The sequence below is a fragment of the Pseudogemmobacter sp. TB195 genome (assembly GCF_058313095.1).
Genome location: NZ_JBZEGG010000005.1, coordinates 171,358 through 193,265, shown reverse-complemented (window position 1 = coordinate 193,265; position 21,908 = coordinate 171,358). Strand labels below are relative to the sequence as shown.

At 63.2% G+C, this 21,908-nt stretch carries 21 protein-coding genes; 9 read left to right on the top strand and 12 right to left on the bottom strand.

Annotated features, from left to right (window positions below; genetic code table 11):
* Positions 1-140: 140 nt before the first annotated feature.
* Genes AC4FS3_RS07700 through AC4FS3_RS07690 form a run of 3 tightly spaced genes read right to left on the bottom strand, consistent with a single transcriptional unit; the run spans position 141 to position 2,425 of the window.
* Entirely contained in the window at positions 141-668 is a 528-nt protein-coding gene (locus AC4FS3_RS07700; protein WP_491020045.1) for a hypothetical protein, read from the bottom strand.
* Between the two features lie 4 nt (positions 669-672).
* The gene (locus AC4FS3_RS07695; RefSeq protein WP_491020044.1) at positions 673-1,653 is read right to left on the bottom strand and encodes a hypothetical protein; all 981 of its coding nucleotides are present in this window, start codon (positions 1,651-1,653) and stop codon (positions 673-675) included.
* A 22-nt stretch (positions 1,654-1,675) separates the two neighbouring features.
* Entirely contained in the window at positions 1,676-2,425 is a 750-nt protein-coding gene (locus AC4FS3_RS07690; protein WP_491020043.1) for a hypothetical protein, read from the bottom strand.
* A 186-nt stretch (positions 2,426-2,611) separates the two neighbouring features.
* Here AC4FS3_RS07690 and AC4FS3_RS07685 point away from each other — a divergent pair, with 186 nt between their 5' ends.
* Positions 2,612-3,136, top strand: coding sequence for a beta/gamma crystallin family protein (locus AC4FS3_RS07685; protein WP_283179389.1), 525 nt, complete (start codon positions 2,612-2,614; stop codon positions 3,134-3,136).
* Here the strand turns inward: AC4FS3_RS07685 and AC4FS3_RS07680 are convergent.
* Entirely contained in the window at positions 3,133-4,224 is a 1,092-nt protein-coding gene (locus AC4FS3_RS07680; RefSeq protein WP_491020042.1) for a helix-turn-helix transcriptional regulator, read from the bottom strand. The genes AC4FS3_RS07685 and AC4FS3_RS07680 overlap by 4 nt on opposite strands.
* A gap of 157 nt (positions 4,225-4,381) precedes the next feature.
* Positions 4,382-5,620: an aromatic ring-hydroxylating oxygenase subunit alpha gene (locus tag AC4FS3_RS07675; protein WP_491020041.1), complete on the bottom strand. Its 1,239-nt coding sequence runs from the start codon at positions 5,618-5,620 to the stop codon at positions 4,382-4,384.
* Positions 5,621-5,839: 219 nt separating this feature from the next.
* Here AC4FS3_RS07675 and AC4FS3_RS07670 point away from each other — a divergent pair, with 219 nt between their 5' ends.
* A complete protein-coding gene (locus tag AC4FS3_RS07670) occupies positions 5,840-7,249 on the top strand; it encodes an aminotransferase-like domain-containing protein (protein ID WP_491020040.1) in 1,410 nt (469 codons plus the stop codon).
* A 63-nt stretch (positions 7,250-7,312) separates the two neighbouring features.
* Here AC4FS3_RS07670 and AC4FS3_RS07665 read toward each other — a convergent pair whose 3' ends face one another.
* The 3 genes from AC4FS3_RS07665 to AC4FS3_RS07655 all read right to left on the bottom strand — a co-directional run bounded on the left by AC4FS3_RS07665 (position 7,313) and on the right by AC4FS3_RS07655 (position 11,088).
* Complete coding sequence (locus tag AC4FS3_RS07665; RefSeq protein ID WP_491020039.1) at positions 7,313-9,004, bottom strand: ABC transporter permease subunit; 1,692 nt, start codon at positions 9,002-9,004, stop codon at positions 7,313-7,315.
* Positions 9,001-9,993 (bottom strand): ABC transporter ATP-binding protein, encoded by a 993-nt coding sequence (locus AC4FS3_RS07660; protein WP_491020038.1) that lies wholly within the window; start codon positions 9,991-9,993, stop codon positions 9,001-9,003. The genes AC4FS3_RS07665 and AC4FS3_RS07660 overlap by 4 nt, the downstream gene beginning before the upstream one ends.
* A gap of 90 nt (positions 9,994-10,083) precedes the next feature.
* Complete coding sequence (locus tag AC4FS3_RS07655; RefSeq protein WP_092904467.1) at positions 10,084-11,088, bottom strand: ABC transporter substrate-binding protein; 1,005 nt, start codon at positions 11,086-11,088, stop codon at positions 10,084-10,086.
* Between the two features lie 173 nt (positions 11,089-11,261).
* Between AC4FS3_RS07655 and hisN the strand changes: the two genes are divergently transcribed.
* The 3 genes from hisN to AC4FS3_RS07640 all read left to right on the top strand — a co-directional run bounded on the left by hisN (position 11,262) and on the right by AC4FS3_RS07640 (position 14,415).
* Complete coding sequence (gene hisN / locus AC4FS3_RS07650) at positions 11,262-12,032, top strand: histidinol-phosphatase (RefSeq protein ID WP_491020037.1); 771 nt, start codon at positions 11,262-11,264, stop codon at positions 12,030-12,032.
* 17 nt (positions 12,033-12,049) lie between these two features.
* Positions 12,050-12,844 carry a DeoR/GlpR family DNA-binding transcription regulator gene (locus tag AC4FS3_RS07645; RefSeq protein WP_491020036.1) on the top strand — a complete coding sequence of 265 codons (795 nt, stop codon included), beginning with the start codon at positions 12,050-12,052 and terminating at the stop codon, positions 12,842-12,844.
* Positions 12,845-12,933: 89 nt separating this feature from the next.
* Positions 12,934-14,415 (top strand): phospholipase D-like domain-containing protein, encoded by a 1,482-nt coding sequence (locus tag AC4FS3_RS07640; protein WP_491020035.1) that lies wholly within the window; start codon positions 12,934-12,936, stop codon positions 14,413-14,415.
* A 77-nt stretch (positions 14,416-14,492) separates the two neighbouring features.
* Here AC4FS3_RS07640 and AC4FS3_RS07635 read toward each other — a convergent pair whose 3' ends face one another.
* The 4 genes from AC4FS3_RS07635 to AC4FS3_RS07620 all read right to left on the bottom strand — a co-directional run bounded on the left by AC4FS3_RS07635 (position 14,493) and on the right by AC4FS3_RS07620 (position 18,137).
* Positions 14,493-14,936, bottom strand: coding sequence for a TspO/MBR family protein (locus tag AC4FS3_RS07635; protein ID WP_491020034.1), 444 nt, complete (start codon positions 14,934-14,936; stop codon positions 14,493-14,495).
* Between the two features lie 144 nt (positions 14,937-15,080).
* Positions 15,081-15,398, bottom strand: coding sequence for a hypothetical protein (locus tag AC4FS3_RS07630; protein ID WP_283179402.1), 318 nt, complete (start codon positions 15,396-15,398; stop codon positions 15,081-15,083).
* 91 nt (positions 15,399-15,489) lie between these two features.
* A complete protein-coding gene (locus AC4FS3_RS07625) occupies positions 15,490-16,911 on the bottom strand; it encodes a UdgX family uracil-DNA binding protein (protein ID WP_491020033.1) in 1,422 nt (473 codons plus the stop codon).
* A complete protein-coding gene (locus tag AC4FS3_RS07620) occupies positions 16,908-18,137 on the bottom strand; it encodes a putative DNA modification/repair radical SAM protein (RefSeq protein WP_491020032.1) in 1,230 nt (409 codons plus the stop codon). The genes AC4FS3_RS07625 and AC4FS3_RS07620 overlap by 4 nt, the downstream gene beginning before the upstream one ends.
* A gap of 387 nt (positions 18,138-18,524) precedes the next feature.
* Between AC4FS3_RS07620 and AC4FS3_RS07615 the strand changes: the two genes are divergently transcribed.
* Genes AC4FS3_RS07615 through AC4FS3_RS07600 form a run of 4 tightly spaced genes read left to right on the top strand, consistent with a single transcriptional unit; the run spans position 18,525 to position 21,887 of the window.
* A complete protein-coding gene (locus AC4FS3_RS07615) occupies positions 18,525-19,448 on the top strand; it encodes a branched-chain amino acid ABC transporter permease (RefSeq protein ID WP_283179403.1) in 924 nt (307 codons plus the stop codon).
* Positions 19,445-20,434: a branched-chain amino acid ABC transporter permease gene (locus AC4FS3_RS07610; RefSeq protein WP_491020031.1), complete on the top strand. Its 990-nt coding sequence runs from the start codon at positions 19,445-19,447 to the stop codon at positions 20,432-20,434. Before AC4FS3_RS07615 ends, AC4FS3_RS07610 begins: the two co-directional genes overlap by 4 nt.
* Complete coding sequence (locus AC4FS3_RS07605; protein ID WP_491020030.1) at positions 20,431-21,189, top strand: ABC transporter ATP-binding protein; 759 nt, start codon at positions 20,431-20,433, stop codon at positions 21,187-21,189. Before AC4FS3_RS07610 ends, AC4FS3_RS07605 begins: the two co-directional genes overlap by 4 nt.
* A complete protein-coding gene (locus tag AC4FS3_RS07600) occupies positions 21,189-21,887 on the top strand; it encodes an ABC transporter ATP-binding protein (protein WP_491020029.1) in 699 nt (232 codons plus the stop codon). The genes AC4FS3_RS07605 and AC4FS3_RS07600 overlap by 1 nt, the downstream gene beginning before the upstream one ends.
* Positions 21,888-21,908 lie beyond the last annotated feature (21 nt).

Genomic DNA, 21,908 nt, shown 5'->3' with positions numbered 1-21,908 from the left:
GCGGCGGATCTCGTCCGTGACCTGAAATCTCGCGGCCTGCTTTGGGCGGGTCGCGGGATTTGTATACTTGCTCCCCGGCGCTTTGCCCTCGTGTGAGACCAGCGCCCATATGCGACGGGCGCCGGAACGGTCGCCAGCTTCTATTCTTCGCCGCAGACCTGCTCGCGCCGGAGGCAATGATAGAAGGACCCTCTCACGATGAAGGTCAGATCCTGGCCGGGACGATTGTCATCGCGGATGATCAGCCTGATATCCTGACGCAGTTCCGGGTCGGTCGGCATGGAAGATGCGGGCCATGTGGTCTTTGCCGCAGGAATATCCACCGGCCGCACCACGATCCTGGTCTTGCTGGCCCGCAGGATCTGCAGGTTGGAACCGCCGCGCCTGGTTCCGATGATCCAGCCCTGAAGGCTGTCGATGCCGCTCTCGGTCAATGCGACGCCGGTGATCTCGAATTCCTGCCGCAGGGCAAAACGGATGCCTTTGGTCTTGCCGTCCACGGCTGTGATCCCGCTGAGGCGACCCATTTTTCTAGAAAACTCCGGCAGTTCTTCCATCACAGGCTTTTTCCGTCGGAACAGGGTGTCGGCATCCGCAGGCCCTGCGACTTCAAGGGACATCAGCGGAAGGGCAAGCAATGAGAGGGCAAGGGTGATCCTGCGCAGCATGGCTTCAGTTCTCCACTTCAGGGATAAGGGTTTCGGGGGGTGGCAGATCGCCGGGGATCGTCCAGAGCGTGATGTTGGCCCCGACCTCGCCCGTGGTTGTCAGGCGCAGCCATCGCGGCCCGGGCTCGCCGTCCAGCGGCGCGATGCGCAGATAACCCTCAATGCCGCTTTCCTGGCCAGAGTTTCTGTCGATCATCCATTCGGCAAACGGGGTCCCGGCCCCGCTGTCCGGGGTGGCGGTCCAGAGGATACCATCGCCGCCACCGTCCGCGAGGCCAGCCGCGATCGCCAGCCGGATCGCGATCAGCGCCGTGGATTGCCGGGGAAGTTCTGCCTCGCCCGGCATCGGCGTTGCCGTTGCAGGCCGGGCGCCATAGGCCATCGGTGGCAGTGGCTGTTCATCGGCGGGGGCGGGTGCCCAGTCGGCAAATCCGGCCAGCTGCCCGGCGGCAAGACAGGCCTGGGCCGGGCAGAGCGCCGCGTCTGCCTCGGCTTCGGTCAGCTCGTGCCGGGACGCCGAGAGGATCAGCGCGGCGGCCTTTGCGACGGGTTGGGTTGCGAAGCGCCAGCTGACATGCGGCCCCAGCCCGAATTCCTCGGGCGCGGCGACATTTTCCGCGCCATAGGCCGCGATCAGTTCGGCCCGTGTGGCGGGGCCGAGATTGTAGCGCGTCACCTCGATGAAAGAGACCGGGATCTCGCCGGACCAGGTCACCCCTAGGCGCGCTATGTAACGGCTGCGCGGCAGCGGGGCCTCGCTCAGCTCGACCAGCAGCAGCGCTTTTTCGATGGCTGTGACATCGGCATCCTTCTGCGCCAGGCCGCGGTCAGCCAGCGCGGCGTCCAGCGCCTGATCCAGTGCGGCCGGGTCAACAGGCGCATAATCTGAAACACGCGTGAAACCCTGCGCGAGGCTTTCAGGGTCGGCACTGGCGGGCCAGGCAAGGGTCAGGCTGAGGCAGATCGCAGACCAGAATGGGCGCATATTCGGGTTCCTTTTCGTAAGGTCATGGCAGGAACGGGCCGTAGCACCGGCCGGCCTCGTTATTGTAGATACAGGCCCCGCCGCCGCCATCGGTCCGCGCGCCGGCGGTGAAGACGATCTTGCCCTGCGCATCGGCGACGTTGATAAGCCCGCCGGACCCGGTCTGATTGCTTGTCAGCAGCACAAGGGGATCGCCACCCCGCGCGATGCCGACCTCTCCGCCGCCGGCCGCCAGACCATGGAGGAAGCCAGCGATCCCGCCTGCCGCATCATGCACCCGCACTGCGCCTGCGCCGCCACTGCCTGCCGCTGCGCCGATGATCACGGCAGGTTTCCCTTCGGTCGAAAAGATCCGGATCGCGGAATCAAGCCCCGCTTTCAGCCCGAGATGCGAGATCTCGGTCCCCTCATGCGCGACCGCGACGCCCGCGCTGTCCTGCGCCGCGATCAGGTTCACGTCATTGCCGCCCATGACGACCGTCGCCACGGCATTCTCCGGCTCCAGGATCAGGCTGATATGGCGGTTTTCGTCATAGCGCATATCGATGGCCAGCCGCTCGCCCCGCGCGCCAAGCGAGATGCGGCCACCAGATTTTCCGGTCAGGATCAGCAAAGGGTCGCCGCCATGGTCTTCGACACGCATCAGCGTCGCGCCGGAGGCGCTTACAACCGTAAAGGGGGCGGTGATGCGGCCCAGCTGCTGCAGCGTGGTCTGCGCCTGTGCCACCATGGCAAGGCACAGCGCCACGGCGCCAAATCCGCTGGCCGTCATCAGACAGCCTCTCGTGAACTCCCGCATCCCGCCGCTCCCTCAGATCAACCGCAAGCGGGGCCAAGGCTAAGACGGCAGAAAAGCCGCTTCATCATTCATCTGGATGATGCGAACCGCATCCCGAGCCATTCTTCTTTTCCGCAGATCCGGAACCCTGTGCCGGGATCATGCAGATGGAGATTGAAAATGATGAGATTTCTTGTCGCCGCGACGCTGGCACTCAGCGCGGCAAGTGGTGCCTTCGCCCAGACCTTTGATCCCCTGAAGGGGGTGGTGAAGCCTAAAGCCGGCTCGCTCCTTTCCCTGCCAGAGCTGAAGGACCTGCCGCGCATCACCGTATCGCCGGGCCTTGCGGGGAAAATGCCTGCGGGGGTCAGAGGCAAAGGCTGCACGTTCTACGAACATATCAACGGAAAAGGCGCAGACTGGAAGAAACCCGTTGAATGGCAGGCGACGAGCCATACCGGCGGCACCGTCACTTCGGTCTGGGCGCAGACCATGCCGACTTTGGGCGAATGGTGGAATGACCGGATTTCCTCGGTGCAATGCGACAGCGGACCAAAGCTGATCTGCACCGCATTGCTGTATGAACATGTCAATTTCAAAGGCAGTTATGTGGTGGTCGATGGCCGCAGCGGGCGGCAGAACATGCCCGCCTCGTTCAATGACAAAGCCTCGTCGATCCAGATCTACTGCGCCGATCTGCGTTAATCCGCGCCCTGATATCCTGAAAGGCCGGCGCGCATCAGCAGCACCATCAGCTCTGCCTGCCGCTGCGTGCCGGTCTTTGCCAGCAGCGCCCGCAACTGCGAGCGCAAAGTCGCGACACTGACGCCGGTCTCACCAGAGATCTGGCCGATGGTCGCGCCGCGCATCAGATTCTGTGCCAGCCGGGCCTCGGCTGCGGTCAGGTCGAACAGCCCGCGCAGGATGCTGCCATCGGCGGCCTGCCGGTCGTCAAGGCTGTTGATCACCACAAGGATCTCGGCCCCCGACAACAGATCATGGGCCTGGCCGCGCAGCGGCAAAGCATGGACCACCATAGCCGGCCGCTCGTCTGTTGCGGGCACCGGAACGGATCGCAGTTGTGCCGGAGCCCCGCCCAGCCCGGCCTCAAGCGAGGCCTGAAACAACCGGTTCGCCAGATCATGCGCCAGGGCCAGCCCGCCGCGCGCCAGCGGCACCAGCACCGCGTGATCCTGCGCCAGCTGATTGACCGCCAGCACCTGGCGGTTGCGGTTGATCACCAGCGCCGCCAGACCGACCGCCTCCAGCGTGCCCAGCGTTGTTTCGGCAATCGTCATGCCAAGACGCGCAGACATCATCATGGCCCGCGTCAGATGCGGGCGCAGCTGATCCAGCAACGCGACATGTTCGGGCTGATGCGGGCCATTGTCATAGGCGCGGTCGATCGTCAGCACCGCAAGCTCCTGCGTCAGCAAGGGCGCCACGGTGCCAACCTGCCAGCCAAGCCCGAAGCTGCGCAGCTCGCGCTGCTGACAGTCACGGCCGAAATCCTCGACCGGCAGGAAGTCGATATCGCGCAGGAACCCGAAATGGTTTTTCGCCAGCGCCCGGGCGGGCCGGCTGTTCGCGCCGGTGCCGCCGCTTGCATAGGCTGCCATTGCCGCCGCGACCTTGTCGGATGCCACAAAGCGGGGCGGGGCCGAAGGCGCGCCGGCAAAGATGACGCCACCCTCGGATCCGGTCCGCAGCGCCAGCTCCTCCAGAACATCTGTCCAGACCGTAGGCACGAACGCCGCCTCATAAATGCGATCAATCAGCGGCGATAAAGGCATATGCTTTTTCCGGACTGCTGCGCGTTCCGCAGTGAACCTAACTTCGTCAGATGTGTCAAATTCGTTCTTGCAGGGCCAGCATTGCCGGCCCGCCTGTCTTGCTTTCGCATCCCGCCAGACAGCAGCGTTCACCGGCTTTTGCGGCAGACCGGCGCGCTCAGCCCGCCGCCCGGCCCATTCCGGTCAGATACCATTCCACAAAGCGACGCTGGCGCCCCTCCATCACGGCCAGCGGGCCGGGCTGGTAATAGCGAGAATTGACACCTTTCTGATTATCCTCGGTGATGCGCTTATCTGCCTCGGAGGTCACGACCCACATCCAGGACAGCGCCTCGGGATCGTAGTCGCGCCCGGCCTCGGCCTCGCCATGTACCAGCCAGAGGATCTCCATCTCGCATTCGCTCACCCCATGGGGGATGAACCGGTAGATCACCGTGTGATCGGGATAAGACAGGCTGTAGCTGACCGGCCCCATATTCAGATAGGTGGTGCCGCCGTCATAGCGCGTGAACTGACCCATCAGCGGCGCGACCGGCGCGCCGCCCGCACTGCCGCTGCGCGCGCCGTCAAGCAGGGCAAAGCGCTTGCACCAGACCGGTTCGTGACCCTCACCGGCTGCAATGCCCCAAAGATCGGTCTCGGGCAGATCAAGGCCCTGGGCTGCCGCTTCGGCCTGCATCGCGGCAAAGAGACCGGCGACCTTTTCGGGCGACTGATCGTTGGAATGGATCCCGCTGAATTCGGGATGCGAGGGGCCGCAATGATAGCATTCCAGATAATTCTCGACCGCGAGCTTCCAGTTCGCCGCGATGCGCCAGCTTTTGCGCAGGGCCACTTTCGCGGTCTCCCAGCCATAGGCGCGGGCGACGGTGGCGATCACCTCCTGCGCCGCAGAAAAATCCGGCGGCTGATCGGCGAAGGTAAAGAAAATCAGCCCGCCGGCGATCCTGACCTGCAACTGCCGCAGCCCATGATCCTCGCGCGAGAACTCGGGGCCCATGTCGCGCGCCGCCCGGAGCGAGCCGTCCAGATGATAAGCCCAGGCATGATAAGGGCAGATGAACAGCCGCGCATTGCCAGAGCGTTCCAGACAGACGCGCGATCCGCGATGACGGCAGACATTGGCCAGCGCGCGGATCTCATTGTCGCGGCCCCGGACCAGGATCACCGATTCCCCGGCGAATTCGACGGTGAAGAAATCGCCGGGCGCGGCCAGGCTGCTGACATGGCCGGCGCAAATCCAGTGGCGGAACAGGAAGCGTTCCAGATCCTCGGCATAGATCGCGGGATCGGTGTAGAACGGCTGCAAAGGTGAGCGCCCCGGCGGCTGCAGCGCCAGAAGCTTTTCGATCCGGGACCCGATGGTGGCGGCGGCAAGCGGGCTGATTTCGGTCATCGTGGCTGTTCTTTGCGAAGAGGGTGAAGGGGAGATGCAGGCGGCAGGGCAATCAGAACAGATGAAACTTTTATCGTTCGCGATCACGCCCGTTCCGGCGTATCTCGCGGCCTGTCGCGCAGATAAGGGCTGTTCCTGAAAAGATTAGCGTGCTGCGTCCTTGTTTCCTATCAGCAGATCCCCTCATTCTCGATCAGTACAGATTGAGAAAACCAGCTGATGACCAGATATGAGAAAGTGGCCGGGATGATCACCGCGCGCATCGGCGCGGGCGCTTTGCGGCCGGGGGATCGTCTGCCCTCGGTGCGGCAGATGAGCCGGATCACCGGCTTCAGCGCGGTCACGGTGCTGCATGGCTATGAGCTTTTGGAAAGCCGTGGCCTGTGCCGGGCGCAGCCGCGCTCGGGTTATTTCGTCACAGCCGTTCCGCCCGCGCCTGAAAGCCTGCCCGATACCGCCCCTGACGACAGGGCAGAGGATCTGCACAGCCAGCTCCTGCGTCCACAGCAGGACCGCCGGTTCGAAACCTTTGGTGCCATGTGGATCTGTGACGATCTGATCCCGCGCGCCCAGGCCGACCGCATCATGCGCCAGTCGCTGCGCACCGGCAGCCGCCGCCTCGCCGAGGGGCTGGAGCCCGATGGCGATCTGCGGATGCGCGAGGAGATCTGCCGTCATATCGCCCGCCGCGGCACCTTTGCCCAGCCGGGTGAGATCCTGATCACCGGATCGGCGATCCAGGCCTGCAACCTCTGTCTCGACAGCTTTACCCGGCCGGGCGATACCGTGCTGGTCGAAAGCCCCGGTTATTTCCCGCTGCTGGCCACGCTGCGGCGGCGCGATCTGAAGGTGATCGAAATCACCCCCGATCCGCTGCGCGGCCTTGACCCGGAGGAATTTGCCCGCCTGCTGGCGGCGTATCCGGTGCGCGCCGCGATCCTGACAGTGACCAACCACTTTCCGACCGGTGTCACCTGCCCGCCAGAGGTGATGGAGCAGCTTGTCGCCATCGCCGCGCGGCATGGCACCGTGATCATCGAGAATGATATGTTCGGCGATCTTGGCTACCGGCCGGGCCCGCGCGTCACGCTGCGGCATTTCGATCAGGGCGCCACGGTGGTGCAGATCGGCAGTTTCGAATTCACCCTGCCGCCGGAATATGGCTATGGCTGGGTTGTGGGGGGGCTGCACAAGCGCGACCTGCTGGTCACCCATTACATGAACGGCCACCGTCTGCGCGACGGTTTCGTGCAATGGGGCATCGCGCGCTATCTCTCGGGGCGCAGCTATGACCGTCAGCTGCGCAACCTCAACCGCACGCTCGCGCGCCGGATGCAGGAGGGCCGCGCGATCCTGACTGAAGCCCTGGGCGGGCGGGGCACACTTTCCGATCCGGCGGGGGGCTTCACCTGCTGGCTGAGCCTGCCCGCGCCGCTGGACCAGGGCGTGCTTTTGCGCGAAGCGGGCAAGGCCCGGACCAGTTTTCTGCCCGGCACGATCTTTGCGCCTGTCACGCCTGATCCCGGGGCCAATTTCGCCGCGGCGCTGGCGCTGAATTTCTCTTTCCGCTGGACCCAGGAGACCAGCGCGCGGCTGCGCCACCTCGCATCGCTTTTATGTGCCGGCTAACATCGCGTATTCTTAGTGCCGCAGATCCGGTTTGCAGCGGCGCTGCAAAGCATGACCATCCCGTCAGGCTGCACTTTCTTCCCTTCCCGGGCGGCCATTAACCCGCGCCTGCGCCAGAAGGAGCAGACGCATCAGCCCCATGGCGGCCAGTACGGTCAGCATGATCAGCACCGAGAAGGCCGCGGCCTGTGTCGATGAACCTGCCTGATCCAGCCGCATCACCGAGACCGCGCCGACGCTCAGCTTCGGGGTGATCAGGAAAATCACCGCCGACAGCGTCACCATCCCGCGCATGAACAGGAAGAAGAACACCGAAATCAGCGTTGGCACCATGATCGGTATGATCGCATCGCGCAGGTTGGCCCAGACACCGCCACCGATCGTGGTCACGGTCTCCTCAAGCTGTCGCGGCACATTGCGCACGCCCGTCACCATCGTCAGGAACCCCTGCGAATGATAATGGTAGAAGTTGCAGAATGCGATCAGCAGGGCCGAGCCGTAAAGAATGCCAGGAAAGACCGGCTTCACATTGAAGGACAGCACGTAAGACAGCCCCAGCACCAGCCCGGGCACGCCAACCGGAATGATCGCCAGCAGATAGACGAGCCGTGCCGGACCGCGCGACATCTTGCGCTGCGCCAGCACCAGGGCGAACAACATCAGGGTGCCAAAGGTCGCGGTGATCAGCGAGGCATAAAGCGAGGTCCAGAGCGGATCATAGCCGCCATGGGTGGTGATATTATAGTTCTTCAGCGTCAGGCTCATTTTATAGGGCCAGAGCTGCACGAAGCTTGCGAAGATCACCACCGCGACAATCGCGATCAGGAACAGCGCGGTCAGGTAGCTGGCGGCCCAAAGCGGAATATCGCGCGGCGCCCAGCGGTCGGGCTCGACCGGGATCGCGCCTTCCTGGATGCCGCCGCGCTGTGCGGCGACTTTTTCAAGATAAAAGGCCAGCAAAGTGGGGATCAGCAGCAGGATCCCGACCACCGCGCCCATGTTGAAATTCATCTGGCCGACGACCTGGGCGTAGATCTCGGAGGCCAGCACCCGGTAATTGCCTCCGATCACCGCCGCATTGCCGAAATCGGTGATGGTCACGGTGAAACAGACAAAGCCTGCGCTCAGAAGGCCGAAGCGCAGCGATGGCAGCGTGATATCGACAAAACGCCGCCAGGGCGAGGCGCCCAGCACCAGCGCCGCATCATATTGACGCCGGTCGGCATAGCGCAGCGCGACCGCAAGGATCATCACGGCCTGGGGCAAGGCATACATCGAATTGGCGATCACCAGGCCGGGCAGGCCATAGATCTGCATTTGCATCCCGGTCAGGTAATTCAGCAGGCCATTGCGGCCAAACATGAAAATCAGCCCGAGCGCCTGCACCAGCGAGGGCGCCAGCAGCGGCAGGATCAGTGCCAGCGAGACCAGCCAGCGCAGCGGTATCCTGCTGCGGCTCATCGCATAGGCGATCACAAGGCCAAGACTGACACAGATCAGCGCGGTCAGGCCGCTCATCACCATCGAATTCCACACCACGCGCCAGAGGTGATCAAGCGCGAGGATCTCGCGGTAATTGCCGAACCCCACCGCCCCGTCGCGTTGCAACAGGCTGCGCCAGATCACAATCGCCAGCGGATAGAGGAAGAAGAGCGCCAGCCCCGCCAGCGGCACCAGCAGCACCACGCGCTGAAAGAGCCGCTCTTCAAACGGGGTATCCAGGCCGCGTGTGACGGGTTTGCCGGCCGCGCTCATGGCTGAACCCAGACACCGGCGCCCGCCTGCAGGCTGAGGTCAACCGAAGCGCCTTCGCTGAAACCGGGCAGGCGGTGGGTTTCGGCCAGGATGGTTTCGCCCTGCCAGTCCACTTCGACGCGGCTGACATTGCCGAGGAAGGTGATCGACCGCACCAGGCCTGTGGCCGCCGCATCCTCGCGGATAAGCACATCTTCCGGACGCAGTGCGAAAAGGCTGTCGCCCTGGCCCTGGGGCGGTGTGACGCCGAACCCCGCCGCGCGCGCGGCGCTCAACAGGGTCGAGCTGCCAACGAAGTCGGCGACAAAGCGGGTCGCCGGCCGCGCGTAGATTTCCGCCGGAGAGCCGATCTGCTCAATCCGGCCCGCGCTCATGCAGACCACGCGATCCGCCATGGTCAGCGCCTCTTCCTGGTCATGGGTCACCATGATGGTCGGGATGCCAAGGCGCTTTTGCATCTGACGGATCTCGGTCCTGAGCCCGGCCCGCACCCGTGCATCAAGCGCCGAAAGCGGCTCGTCCAGCAGCAAAAGCGCAGGCTGCACCGCCAGGGCGCGCGCAATTGCAACCCTTTGCTGCTGCCCGCCGGAAAGCTGCCAGGGCAGGCGGTCGGCGAATTGTTCAAGCCTGACCAGCGCCAGCAGCTCTTCGACCCGCGCAGAGATCTCGGCCCGCGGGCGCTGCCGCAATTTCAGCCCATAGCCGATATTCTGCGCCGCAGTCATTTGCGGGAACAGCGAATAGGACTGGAACACGATGCCAAAGCCCCGATCCCGCGCGCCGATCGTGGCAAGATCGCGCCCACCCAGGATCATCTCGCCGGTCTCAAAGCTTTCCAGCCCGGCGATCACCCGCAACAGCGTGGTCTTGCCGCAGCCGGAAGGCCCGAGCAGACAAACGAATTCACTGTCTCCGACCGAGAGATTGATCTCGTTCAGCGCCTGAAATGTGCCATAGAATTTCGACAGCCCTCGGATGTCCAGGGTCATCTTACCTCACTCAAAACCAGAATTGCTTTGGACCGGAGACCGGTGAAGACGGGATGCGGAAAAGGCCCCGCATCCCACAGATCAGGTGTCTCAGCGCCCGACGGTCTCGCGCCATTTGGTGAGGATCGCGTCACGCGCCTCGCCCGAAGCTGCGAAATTCATCGGGAAAAGCACCGAGGAAAGATCTTCCGGCAGGCCGGCTTTTTCGGCCTGGGGCGACCGCGGCACGCCGGGAATGGTGACCAGATCCTTACGCGCCGCATAGGCCTCGGCCGCACCCTCGCCCAGCGTCCAGTCAAGGAAACGCTTCGCATCGTCGGGATTTTTCGCCGAAGCCATCAGCCCGTTGGCTTCCAGCTCAAAGCCGGCGTAATCCGAGGGGATCACCATCTGGATCGGATAGCCCTCATCAATGCCCTGCATCGCCACGTAGGAAAGCGATGCCCCGATGGCGAACTCACCCGCCTGGGCCATGCGGCAGGGCCGCGAGCCAGAGGTGGTATATTGTGCCATATTCGGGTCGATATCCTTGATCAGCTGCCAGCCGGCCTCATCCCCCGCGCCCTGCAGGATCGCGGCGATCTGCAGATAGCCGGTGCCCGAAGAGGACGGATCAGGCATCACCACCTCGCCCTTATAGGCGGGGTTCTTCAGATCCTCCCAGGAGGTGGGGACCGGCGCGCCCAGCTGGGCCAGCCGTTCGGTATTAACGCAGAAAGCGCCGACATAGCCCGTGGGCGCGAACCAGCGTCCATCCTTGTCGCGGAACTGCGCGCCAAGGGCGTCCTCGCCTTTGGCGTCATAACCCGCAAGCTGGTCATAGATCGCCGGGTTAAGCATATTGGTAAGGGCAAAGCCCCAGATCACATCAGCCTGGGGATTGCCGGCCTCTGCGATCAGCCGTGCGCCCAGGTCGCCGGTTGAAAGCCGGAGAAGATTGACGGTAACATCCGGCATATCGGCCGCTGCCCGCTCCAGGTAGGCGGCAATCTCGTCTTCTTCCAGCGCCGAATAGACTGTGATCTCACCCGCCAGTGCCGGCAAAGCCGCCACCCCGAGAGCAAGTCCGGCAAGAAGTGAAATAGTATTCTTCATAAGCCTTCTCCTGTTGATTGGTTTTATTTTTCAGAAACGGTAACGCAGGCTTGACGATGTGGCAATCTGTGCATTTGTGCTATATTGAGGTTTTTTAAAAATGATCATTCCAGCACAGGAGTTGTCCGGACATGGTTACAGCAGCGCCAGGAAATCGGACAATTCCGGCCGAAATGGCTGATTATGCGTTCGAAATCGCGACCGAGGCCGGAAGGCTGGGGATGCAATGGTTTCGCAAGCCGGTCTCGATTGACATCAAAGAAGACCAGAGCCCCGTCACCGAAGCGGATCGCGCGGTCGAGGCTTTGCTGCGCGACAGACTGCGCGCGGCTTTTCCGGAACACGCAATTCTGGGCGAGGAATTCGGCCTGGAAGGCCAGTCCGGCGTTCCGACCTGGGTCGTCGATCCGATTGACGGCACCCGCAGTTTTATCACCGGCTGGCCGATCTGGGGCACCCTGATGGCCCTGATCTCCGGTGATTGTCCGCAGCTCGGCATCGTGCATATGCCGGCCCTCGGCGAGACCTGGGTCGCAAGTGCGGGCAATGGCTGCCGCTTTCACGGCGCCGACGGAACAGACAGTGCCGCGCGCAGCAGCAGCTGTGAAACCCTGGCCGAGGCGCGGTTCTACACGACATCTCCCGATTATTTTGACAGCAGTGAACGCCCGCATTACGAGGCGATCCGCGCTGCATCCCGGGTTCAGCGTTTCGGCGGCGACTGCTATGGCTACGGCTTGCTCGCCTCGGGACATATCGACCTCATTGTCGAAAGCCGCCTGCAGCCTTACGACTTTCTTGCCATCGCGCCCGTGGTAACCGAGGCTGGCGGCGTCATCACCGACTGGCAGGGTAAAGCATTGACCATTGGCTCCGGCGAGCAGGTCATCGCTGCCGCAACGCCCGCATTGCACCGCGAAGCCCTGGCCTTTCTGAACAGCTAAAAAAAGGTCTTCGCCCCATGTGGCAGGCAAAGCGTCATCAGCGGATCCGCGCCCTTCTGGAAACTTTTGGTCAGGTCAGCATCGACAGGATCGTCACCGAACTTGGCGTCTCACGCGAAACCGTGCGGCGCGACCTGAAAGAGCTGGAAGAAGCGGGGGCCCTGCGGCGCATTCATGGCGGCATCGTGCCGTCACATGCCGAGAATGAAGCGCCGTATCCCGAACGGACCCGCCAGAATCTGCGGGAAAAGAGGGCGATTGCCGGGGCCTGTCTCGGGCTCGTCAGCCCCGGCCAGACCTTGCTGATCGATGCGGGCAGCACCACCGCCTGCCTCGCCGGACAACTGGCCGGGCTGAGCGGCCTGCTGGTCTTCACCAATTCGGTCGAAGTCGCCAATCATCTGAGCACGGCCACGTCGCGCGCCCGCCAGAATCGCGCCATCCTGTTTGGCGGCGATTTCATCTCTGCCCCCGCTTCGACCTGTGGCATGACGACCCTTGCCGCAATTGCCAATGTGCGCGCCGACATCGCGTTTTCATCGCCCTATGGGCTGAGTGCGGCGGATGGCGCGACCAGCATGCTGGTTGAAGAGGCCGAGATTGCGCGGGCTGTCTTTGCCAGCGCCACGCGCCGGATCCTTTTGGCGGATGGTTCGAAACTGGGGCGCTGCGGGCGTATCTCTTTTGCATCGGCCAGTGAACCCGACCATATCATCATGGACGCAGCCGTGCAGGAACATCCCCATTTCGCGCTGCTGCAGGAAAAAAGCGGCAACCGCATCATTTGCGCGGGGGCAGATATGCCGCAGTGACGCGCTGAAGGCTGACACCCCTGCCGGTTGTGAGGGAACCTCTGCCAGGCCCGGGCGTTGCCGATATGATGAATGCGGTGTGAGGGAATATGTCCGAAAGCCCACTGCTGCGACCAGGTGAAACCTGCTGGAGGGTCGAGGCCGCGCAGCGATTTGCCTTTGTCGTTGATGGCGCGGATTATTTCGTATCCCTGCGCAAGGCGCTTCTTCAGGCCCGGCATTCGATCATGCTGGTGGGCTGGGACTTCGACACGCGGATCACCTTTGGCGACAGCAATGACGGGGGACCCGAGCGTCTCGGGGATTTTATCCTCTGGCTGGCAGATCGGACGCCGTCGCTGGAGATCAGGCTGCTTCGCTGGGATACGGGTGCTTTCAGGGCGATGCTGCGCGGCAATACGATCTTCACCATTCTGCGCTGGAAGGCGCATCCCCGGATCACGCTGAAGCTTGACGCAAAGCACCCGCTGGCCGGATCGCATCACCAGAAGATCGTGGCGATTGACGACAGTATCGCCTTTGCCGGCGGCATTGACCTGACCATGCAGCGGTGGGACACGCGCGACCATCTCGATGATGATCCGCGCCGTGTCAGCCCGGGCGGGCGGCCCACGGATCCCTGGCATGATGCAACCAGCGCCTTTGACGGGGACGCCGCGCGGGCGATTGGCGATCTGGCGCGGGCGCGCTGGCTGACAGCCACCGGAGAAAGGCTTGAACCCTGTTCCCAGTGTCACGAGTGCTGGCCCGACGGGCTGGCGACGTCGTTCACAAAGATGCGGCTTGGTATTTCGCGGACCATCCCGAAGATGGACGGGCAGGAACCGGTCCATGAGATCGAGGCCTCCTGGATCGATATGATCGTGCGGGCAAAGCGGATGATCTATGCCGAAAGCCAGTATTTCGCCTCGCGCAGGATCGCGCACGCCATTGCCGAACGGCTTGCAGAGGCGGACCCGCCCGAAATCGTCATCATCATGCCGCATACTGCCCATGGCTGGCTGGAACCGCTGGCGATGGACACCGCCCGCGCAAAGCTGGTCGAGGCGTTGCAGCGGATCGACCGCCACGGCCGTCTGCGCATCTGGCATCCGCAGACAGCAGGCGGGAAGCCGATCTATGTCCATGCCAAGGTCATGGTCGTGGATGATCAGATCCTGCGGGTGGGATCCTCGAATTTCAACAACCGCTCGATGCGGCTCGACAGTGAATGCGATGTGATCCTTTCGGCGGATGAACCGGGCAATGCGGATCTGAAGGATGAAATCGCGGCGCTGCGCAATGATCTCCTGGCCGAGCATCTGGGCGTGACTCCTGCGGAGGTTGCCGCCAGCCTGGAGGCGACCGGCTCGCTGATCGCCACGGTCGAGGCGCTGCGCGGACCAGGTCGCAGCCTCGTCCCGTACGAAATCCCGGACCTCTCCGCCATCGGAGCATGGCTTGCCGAGAATGAGATCCTCGATCCGAACGGTCCGGACGAGATGTTCGAGAGTCCCTCAAAGCGCGGGATCTTCAAAGGGTGGGAGCGGTTGAAAAGCCGCTTCCGCCGCCCGAAAAAGGGTCAGCGGTAGCTACTGTCTTCGCGCAAGGTCGATGATCAGCACCGGTTTTCCTGCCCGGGTGCGGCAGTGGTACTCCGCGCCTCGGCTCAGTTCAGGCGCCAGATCGCGACGGTGAGCAGCGAAGCAAAGGCGACCCAGGCGATGTAGGGCAGAAACAGGAGGGCTGATATCGGCTCTTTGGTTCTGGCTCTCAGACTGAAGGCGACCAGCGTCGCGAGCAGAGCAAGAATGATGACCAATGCGAGTGCAATGTTTTGCAGGCCGAAAAAGGCCGGCGACCAGGCGAAGTTCAGCCCCATTTGCAGGATCCAGAGCCAGCGGAGCGGCTGATCCGGTGTTTTGTCAAAGACCCTCCAGCCGACGAGGCCGATCAGAACGTAAAGGGCGGTCCAGACCGGGCCGAAAACCTGGTTTGGAGGGTTAAAGCCGGGTTTCACGAGGCTCTCATACCAGGCGCCGGGGATGTTGAGCCAGCCGATCAGCAACCCGGCCACGACCACCGGCACGATGAAAACAAGCGGTCTCAGCATGGTTGGTCGCGCTCCTTCGGGCAGGCCTGGTCGTGAGGACATAAGGATGCGGCCCGCGTGTAAATACACGGGCCGCGTTAAGCCGGGGAGGGACAGGGGGAGGGGAGAGGCCCGGCCCCGGCCATCAGTTGCCGACGGCAGGCGTCAGCGCCGGCGATCACCGGCATAAAGTCCTGCCAGCACAAAGCCCGCTGCAACGCCCATCAGGCCAACGGAGGTCAGAACGGTTGCCGTTGTGCCGGGGTTTTCGCGCATCGCGCCCACCGTAAGCTGGGCCTGTTCGCGAACCTGCGACGCAGCCTGCCGTGCCCGGCCTTTGCCTTCCTCGAAGGCATCTTCCGCGTCATCCATCGCGTCTGACGCCCGCGACGCGAGAGATTTGCTCATTCTGGAAACTTCTTTCTTCAGATCGGTGATCTGCTTCTCCAGATTGGCGCGGATATCGTCTGCTGCCTCTGCCATCATCAACGCTCCTTTTAGAACAAGTAAACGAACTCATACCTGTTCAACGTCAAAGCGGCTCGCAGGTTCCCCTGGATGACGTCGCGTTCACTCAGGGGTGATGGCGCGCCGTCGCAATATCGGCTGCAAGGTCTTTGGTCATCCGGGCCCGGGCCTCAGGGTCCCCTTGCCGAAGGATCGCCGAGGGATGCCAGGTGATCAACACCGGCCCGCCATGGAGGCCGGTCTCGATCTGCCCGCGCCGGGCGGTCATCGGGTCATCCCTGCCGGTCAGGGCAAGCGCCGCCGTGGCACCAAGCGCCAGCACAAGATCTGGCCGGATAAAGCTCAGCTCCAGCCCGAGCCACCAGCGGCAGTGCAGGATCTCCTGCCGGTCCGGGGTCTGGTGCAGGCGCTGTTTGCCGCGCGGGCTGAATTTGAAATGCTTTACCGCATTGGTGAGCCAGACCGAAGCCGGGTCGAGGCCTGCCGCTGCCATGCTGTGCCGCAAAAGCTGTCCGGCGGGGCCGATGAAGGGGCGCCCCTCCAGATCCTCGCGGTCGCCGGGCTGTTCGCCGACCAGCATCAGGCGGGCGGTCGCAGAGCCTTCTCCCCAGACGGTCTGAGTAGCCGCCTCGCACAAACCGCAGCGACGGCATTGCAGCGCCGCATCCTGGGCCGCCGCCAGCGTCTCTTGCAGATCCTGAGCTGCGGGCATCGTAGCGCGGTAGCGGGTCGAAACAGCGGCGGCACCGGGGCGCGGCGCGCTGGCCGCCGCCTCGCGCATCCGCTGCACCCGCGCCTCTGCATCCTTCAGCATATCGGGGATCAGCCGTGTCTCGGGCAGGTTCTTCCAGTATTTCTTCGGCATCTCCGAACGCATCGCATCAAGCTTCACCCGTGCCGGATTGAAGATATTGGCGAAATAGGTGGCCCAGAGGCTTTCTGACGCATCTTCGGGAAGATCGGGACGCGCCCCGCCGGGATGAAAGGCAAGCTGCCCCGCCTCGAACCTGGCGGTCAGGCGCGGCGTGGCGATCATCCAGTCCATATCGGCAAAGCGTTTCGCGAAAAAGCTGCTGCCGGGTTCCAGCGTATTATGCCCGGGCTCGAACCAGGCCGCAAAACGGCGTCTGCCCTCAGAAGGCAATTCGCGAAACCGCACGAAAGCGTGCATCTTGTGGATATCGCGGCCCACGGCCTTTGCCATCAGGGTCAGCCGCCGCCCCAGCGGATCGGTTTGCGACAGAGGCTCCCCCTCGCGCGCGTCCAGCCGCCAGAGCGCCTGATAGAGCAGGGCGACCCGCTCTGGCGCAGAGTGCCAGATGACAGAGCCTGCCAGTTTCACGAATTGCTCCGGCACCCGTGCCTGATGCGGGCCGGGGCTGTCCGGCAGCGGATCGGCCGCGAAAAGCCCGGCCCCACCGGTCCAGTCGATATCGCCGGGAGGGATGCGGTGGCTGATCGCAAGCCGCGCCGCCTGCCGCCAGGCTGCGAGCTGCCCCTGATCGGGCAGTGTGACGGCAAAGCTCATAAAAGCGACAGCTGCTCTGGCGGTGGTGCGAAACGGGCGCGCAGGCCGGCGCTGTCGGTCAGCCCGCCCGGCGACCAGCCCGGGGCCGTGATGAAGGGCCGCGCCTTTTTCATCAGGGCGCCCATCCGCAGCAGATCCTCATAGCGTAAGCCGCGCGAGCGGCGCGCCGCCAGGATGCGGTCGACCGTACGGGTGCCGAAGCCTGGAACCCGCAACAGCATATCCTTCGCCGCCCGGTTCACATCCAGCGGGAAGAGCCCGCGATGCTGCAGCGCCCAGGCCAGTTTCGGGTCGATCTCCAGATCCAGATGCCCGGCATTGGTCCCGGTCGCGATCTCTTCGGCGCTGAATCCGTAAAAACGCAGGAGCCAGTCTGCCTGATACAGCCGATGTTCGCGCAGGAGCGGCGGCTGAACCAGAGGCAGGGCCGATGACGCATCAGGGATCGGCGAGAAGGCCGAGTAATAGACCCGCCGCAGCTTGTAGCCGGTGTAAAGCCGGGTCGAGCTTTGCAGGATCGTCACATCGTCAGTGCCATCCGCGCCGATGATCATCTGCGTCGACTGGCCGGCAGGGGCAAAGCGCGGCGGGCGCCTGCCGGTCAGGGTTTTCTCTTTCGCCGCCTCCCCCTCGAGCCGCACCTGCGCCATCGCTGAGCGTATCGTCTCGGGGCGTTTTTCCGGAGCGAAGCGGCGCACCGAGGCATCGGCGGGCAGTTCGACATTGATCGAGAGGCGGTCGGCATAAAGCCCTGCCTCGCGGATCAGATCGGGGCTGGCATCGGGAATGGTCTTGAGATGGATATAGCCCCTGAAGCCGTGATCCTGGCGCAGGACCCGCGCGATGCGGGCCATATCTGCCATGGTCTGATCGGGCGAACGGATGATCCCCGATGACAGGAACAGCCCCTCGATATAATTGCGCCGGTAGAATTCCAGCGTAAGCGAGACGACTTCATCGACCGAGAACCGCGCGCGCTCGACATTCGACGATACGCGGTTGATGCAATAGGCGCAGTCGAAGATGCAGAAATTGGTCATCAGGATTTTTAAAAGGCTGATGCAGCGCCCGTCGGGCGTATAGGCGTGGCAGATGCCGGCGCCGCCCGAAGATCCGATGCCACCTTTGCGGGAATCACGTTTCTCGCCTCCGCTGGAGGCGCAGGAGGCATCATATTTCGCCGCGTCCGAAAGGATCGCCAGCTTGTTCTGAAGGGGTCTTGCCATGCGCGCGACAGTATATGTTCACTATATGTTCGTCAATTTCCTCTCTGCCTTATGAGCTGAAATGTGACTGGCGGCCCTGGAGAGCGACCGCCCTATCCGCCAGGTACCACAAATGGCCTTGCCGCACGCACCGCGCCGGGGATTTTTCCCCCCAGAGCTGAAAAACGCCCTTCCGGGGCCCTGCCCGCATGTAAAAAATTGTGTGGGGGGCCGCATTCCGATTGAATCGAGATGTTTCGTATATAAAATAAATTGCAGAACCGGCGCGGCATGACGCTGGAAGCGAACTGCAAACAGAGAGGAAGCCTTGATGATCAGAGCTTGCGGCGATCCGGCCGGGGCGCGCGCTCCCTTTGGAAAAGTGGCCTCCTGGCAAGGAGGGCTCGTATGAGCACCCTGCTTTTGCTGCAGGTCATGAATGGCGTTCAGTTCGGGATCCTCCTGTTCCTTGTTGCTGCCGGCCTGACGCTGATCTTCGGGATCATGGATTTCATCAACCTTGCCCATGGCGCGCTTTACATGGTCGGGGCCTATCTGATGGCGACTTTTGCCGCGACGACCGGCAATTTCTGGCTTGGGCTGGCTCTGACCCTGCCGGCGATGCTGGTGGTGGGTTTGTTGCTTGAGTTGGGGATCTTCCGAAAGCTCTATCAGCGACCGCATCTCGATCAGGTGCTCGCGACCTTCGCGCTGGTGCTGATCACCTCTGAACTGGTCAAGATGATCTGGGGTGCGGCGCCGCTGAACGTCCCGATGCCCGAGAGCCTCTCGGGCTCAATGCCGCTGGCCGGACCGATGCGCTTTCCGGTCTACCGGCTCGCGATCATCCTTGCAGGGCTCGGTCTCGCGCTTGGGCTCTGGTATGTGATCGGGCGCACAAGGCTTGGGATGCTGCTCAGGGCCGGGGCCTCGAACCGCAATATGGTCTCGGCGCTTGGCGTTGATATCTCACGCCTTTTCACCGTGGTCTTCGCCTTTGGCGCCATGCTGGCCGGGTTTGCAGGGGCCATTGTCTCGCCCATTCTCTCGGTCGATCCGGGGATGGGAGATTCGATCCTGATCCTTGCCTTCGTGGTGATCGTGATTGGCGGCGTCGGCTCGGTCCGGGGGGCCTTTATCGCCGCACTTCTGGTCGGCATCATTGATACGGTCGGGCGGATCTTCGGGCCGATGCTTTTGAAAATGGCCTTTGACCCGGCAGTGGCCAATCAGCTGGGCCGTACCCTTGCCCCCATGCTGGTCTATCTGCTGATGATCGCCATTCTCTGCTGGCGCCCGAACGGGCTTTTCGGTCGGAGCCATGCCAAATGACCCAGATCCCCTCGCAGATTCCCCGCAGCGGCGACCCCCGCATCCGCATCGCATTATGCATCTTCGCGGCCCTTGCCATCGTGCCGCCGCTCCTGAGCCTTGCCGGGCTGGACTATTACACTTCGGTGGTCACGCGGATGATGATCTATGCCATCGCGGCGCTGTCGCTGGATCTGATCCTGGGCTATGGCGCGCTGGTTTCCTTTGGCCATGCCGCCTTTTTCGGGATCGGCGCCTATGCGGCGCTGTTCCTGCAAACAAGGGGGATCACCGATTTCTTCCTGCATCTTGTGGGGGCAAGCCTTGCGGCCACAGCCTTCGCGCTGGTGACCGGGGCGATCGCATTGCGCACGCGCGGGGTCTATTTCATCATGATCTCGCTGGCCTTCGGCCAGATGGCGTTCTTTTTCTTCATCTCGCTCTCGGCCTTTGGCGGCGATGACGGGATGAGCCTGTCCCGCGCCACCCTGTTCGGCCAGGAATTGCTGCGCAGCGAGATCACGCTGTTCTATCTGGTCCTCGCAATCCTCGTGGTGATCTTCGGCTTCCTCTGCCGCCTGACCCGGTCGCGCTTTGGCCGCGTGCTGATCGGCACCCGCGAAGACAGCCTCAGGATGGAGGCAATCGGCTACCGGATCATGCCCTATCAGATGGCCGCCTATGTGATCTCGGCCGTGATCTGCGCCATCGCGGGCGTCTTGATCGCGAACCAGCTGCAATATGTCTCGCCAACGCTGTCTAGCTGGCAGCGTTCGGGTGAATTCATCATCATGGTCGTGCTGGGCGGCGTCGGAAACCTCGTCGGGGCGCTGGCCGGCGCCCTTCTGACCATCGGCCTGGAAGAGGCGCTCGCGCGGTTCTCGGAACACTGGAAGCTCTGGTTCGGCATGCTGCTTCTGGCGGTCGTTCTGTTTTCGCCCGGTGGCCTGACCCGGCTTGTGGAGCGCGTCAGCGGGCGCGTCACCGGCAAGGGAGAAGACAAATGAGCCAGCCCCTGCTTGAAGTCACGTCGCTGCGCAAATCCTATGGCGCGCTTGCGGTCACCAATGACGTTTCGCTGAAGGTCTTTCCCGGTCAGATCCATGCGATCATCGGGCCGAACGGGGCGGGCAAGACCACGCTGATCTCGCAGCTTTCCGGCCAGCTTGCGCCCGACAGTGGCGAGGTGCGGTATGATGGCGAGGTGATCACCCATCTCGACATGGCGGGGCGGGTGCGCCGTGGCCTTGCGCGGTCGTTTCAGCTGACGCGGATCCTGCCCGGGCTGTCGGTGCTGGAAAATGTCGCCATCGCGGTTCAGGCGCGGACGGGATCCTCCTTTCGTTTCTGGCAGGTTGCCGCCCAGGAGCGCGCGCTGAATGACGAGGCCATGGCCTGCCTGACCGAGGTCGGGCTGGACGCCCAGGCCCGGCGGCTGGCGCGCACCCTGTCGCATGGCGAGAAACGCCAGCTAGAGATCGCGATTGCGCTGGCGACAAAGCCGCGTCTTTTGCTGCTGGATGAACCCCTTGCCGGCACCGGCCCGGAAGAGGCCGAGATCCTTATCGCGCTGATGCTGCGGCTGAAATCCCGCGTCACCATGATGCTGATCGAGCACGACATGAGCGCGGTGTTCCAGCTTGCCGACTTTATCTCGGTGCTGGTTTACGGCGAAATCGTCGCCGGCGGCACGGCGGAAGACATCCGCAATCACCCGAAGGTGCGCGAGGCCTATCTGGGCGAAGAAGAGGAGGGCGTCTGATGCTGCTGGTCGAGGATCTCGAGGCCTCTTATGGCGACAGCAAGGTGCTGTTTGGTATGTCTTTGTCCATCAGCCAGGGCGAAGTGGTCACGCTTCTGGGCCGTAACGGCATGGGCAAAACCACGACGATCAACACGATCTTCGGTCTCGTAAAACCACGCGGCGGCCGGATCTCGGTGCATGGCCGCGATGTCGCCGGCCTTTCGCCGCACAAGATTGCGCGGATGGGCCTTGGGCTGGTGCCCGAGGGGCGGATGATCTTCCCCAATCTCACCGTCGCCGAAAACCTGATCGCCACCGCCCATTCCGGCGGAAAGAAAGGCAAATGGACGCTTGAGCGCGTCTATGGCCTGTTTCCGCGCCTGAAAGAGCGGGCGTCGAATATGGGCAACCAGCTCTCGGGTGGCGAACAGCAGATGCTGGCCATCGGGCGGGCGCTGATGACCAATCCCGATCTTGTGGTGCTGGACGAGGCGACCGAAGGGCTCGCGCCGCTGATCCGCGATCAGATCTGGGATTGCCTTGCGAAACTGAAAGCGGAAGGCGAGGCGATCCTTGTCATCGACAAGAATGTCGATGCGCTGACCCGCTTTGCCGACCGCCATTATGTCGTGGAAAAGGGCCGGGTTGTCTGGTCCGGCACCACCCAGGCGCTGAAAGACAGTCCCGCGATCAAGGATCGGTTTCTCAAGGTCTGAGGCCGGGTTCGTACCGCCTGA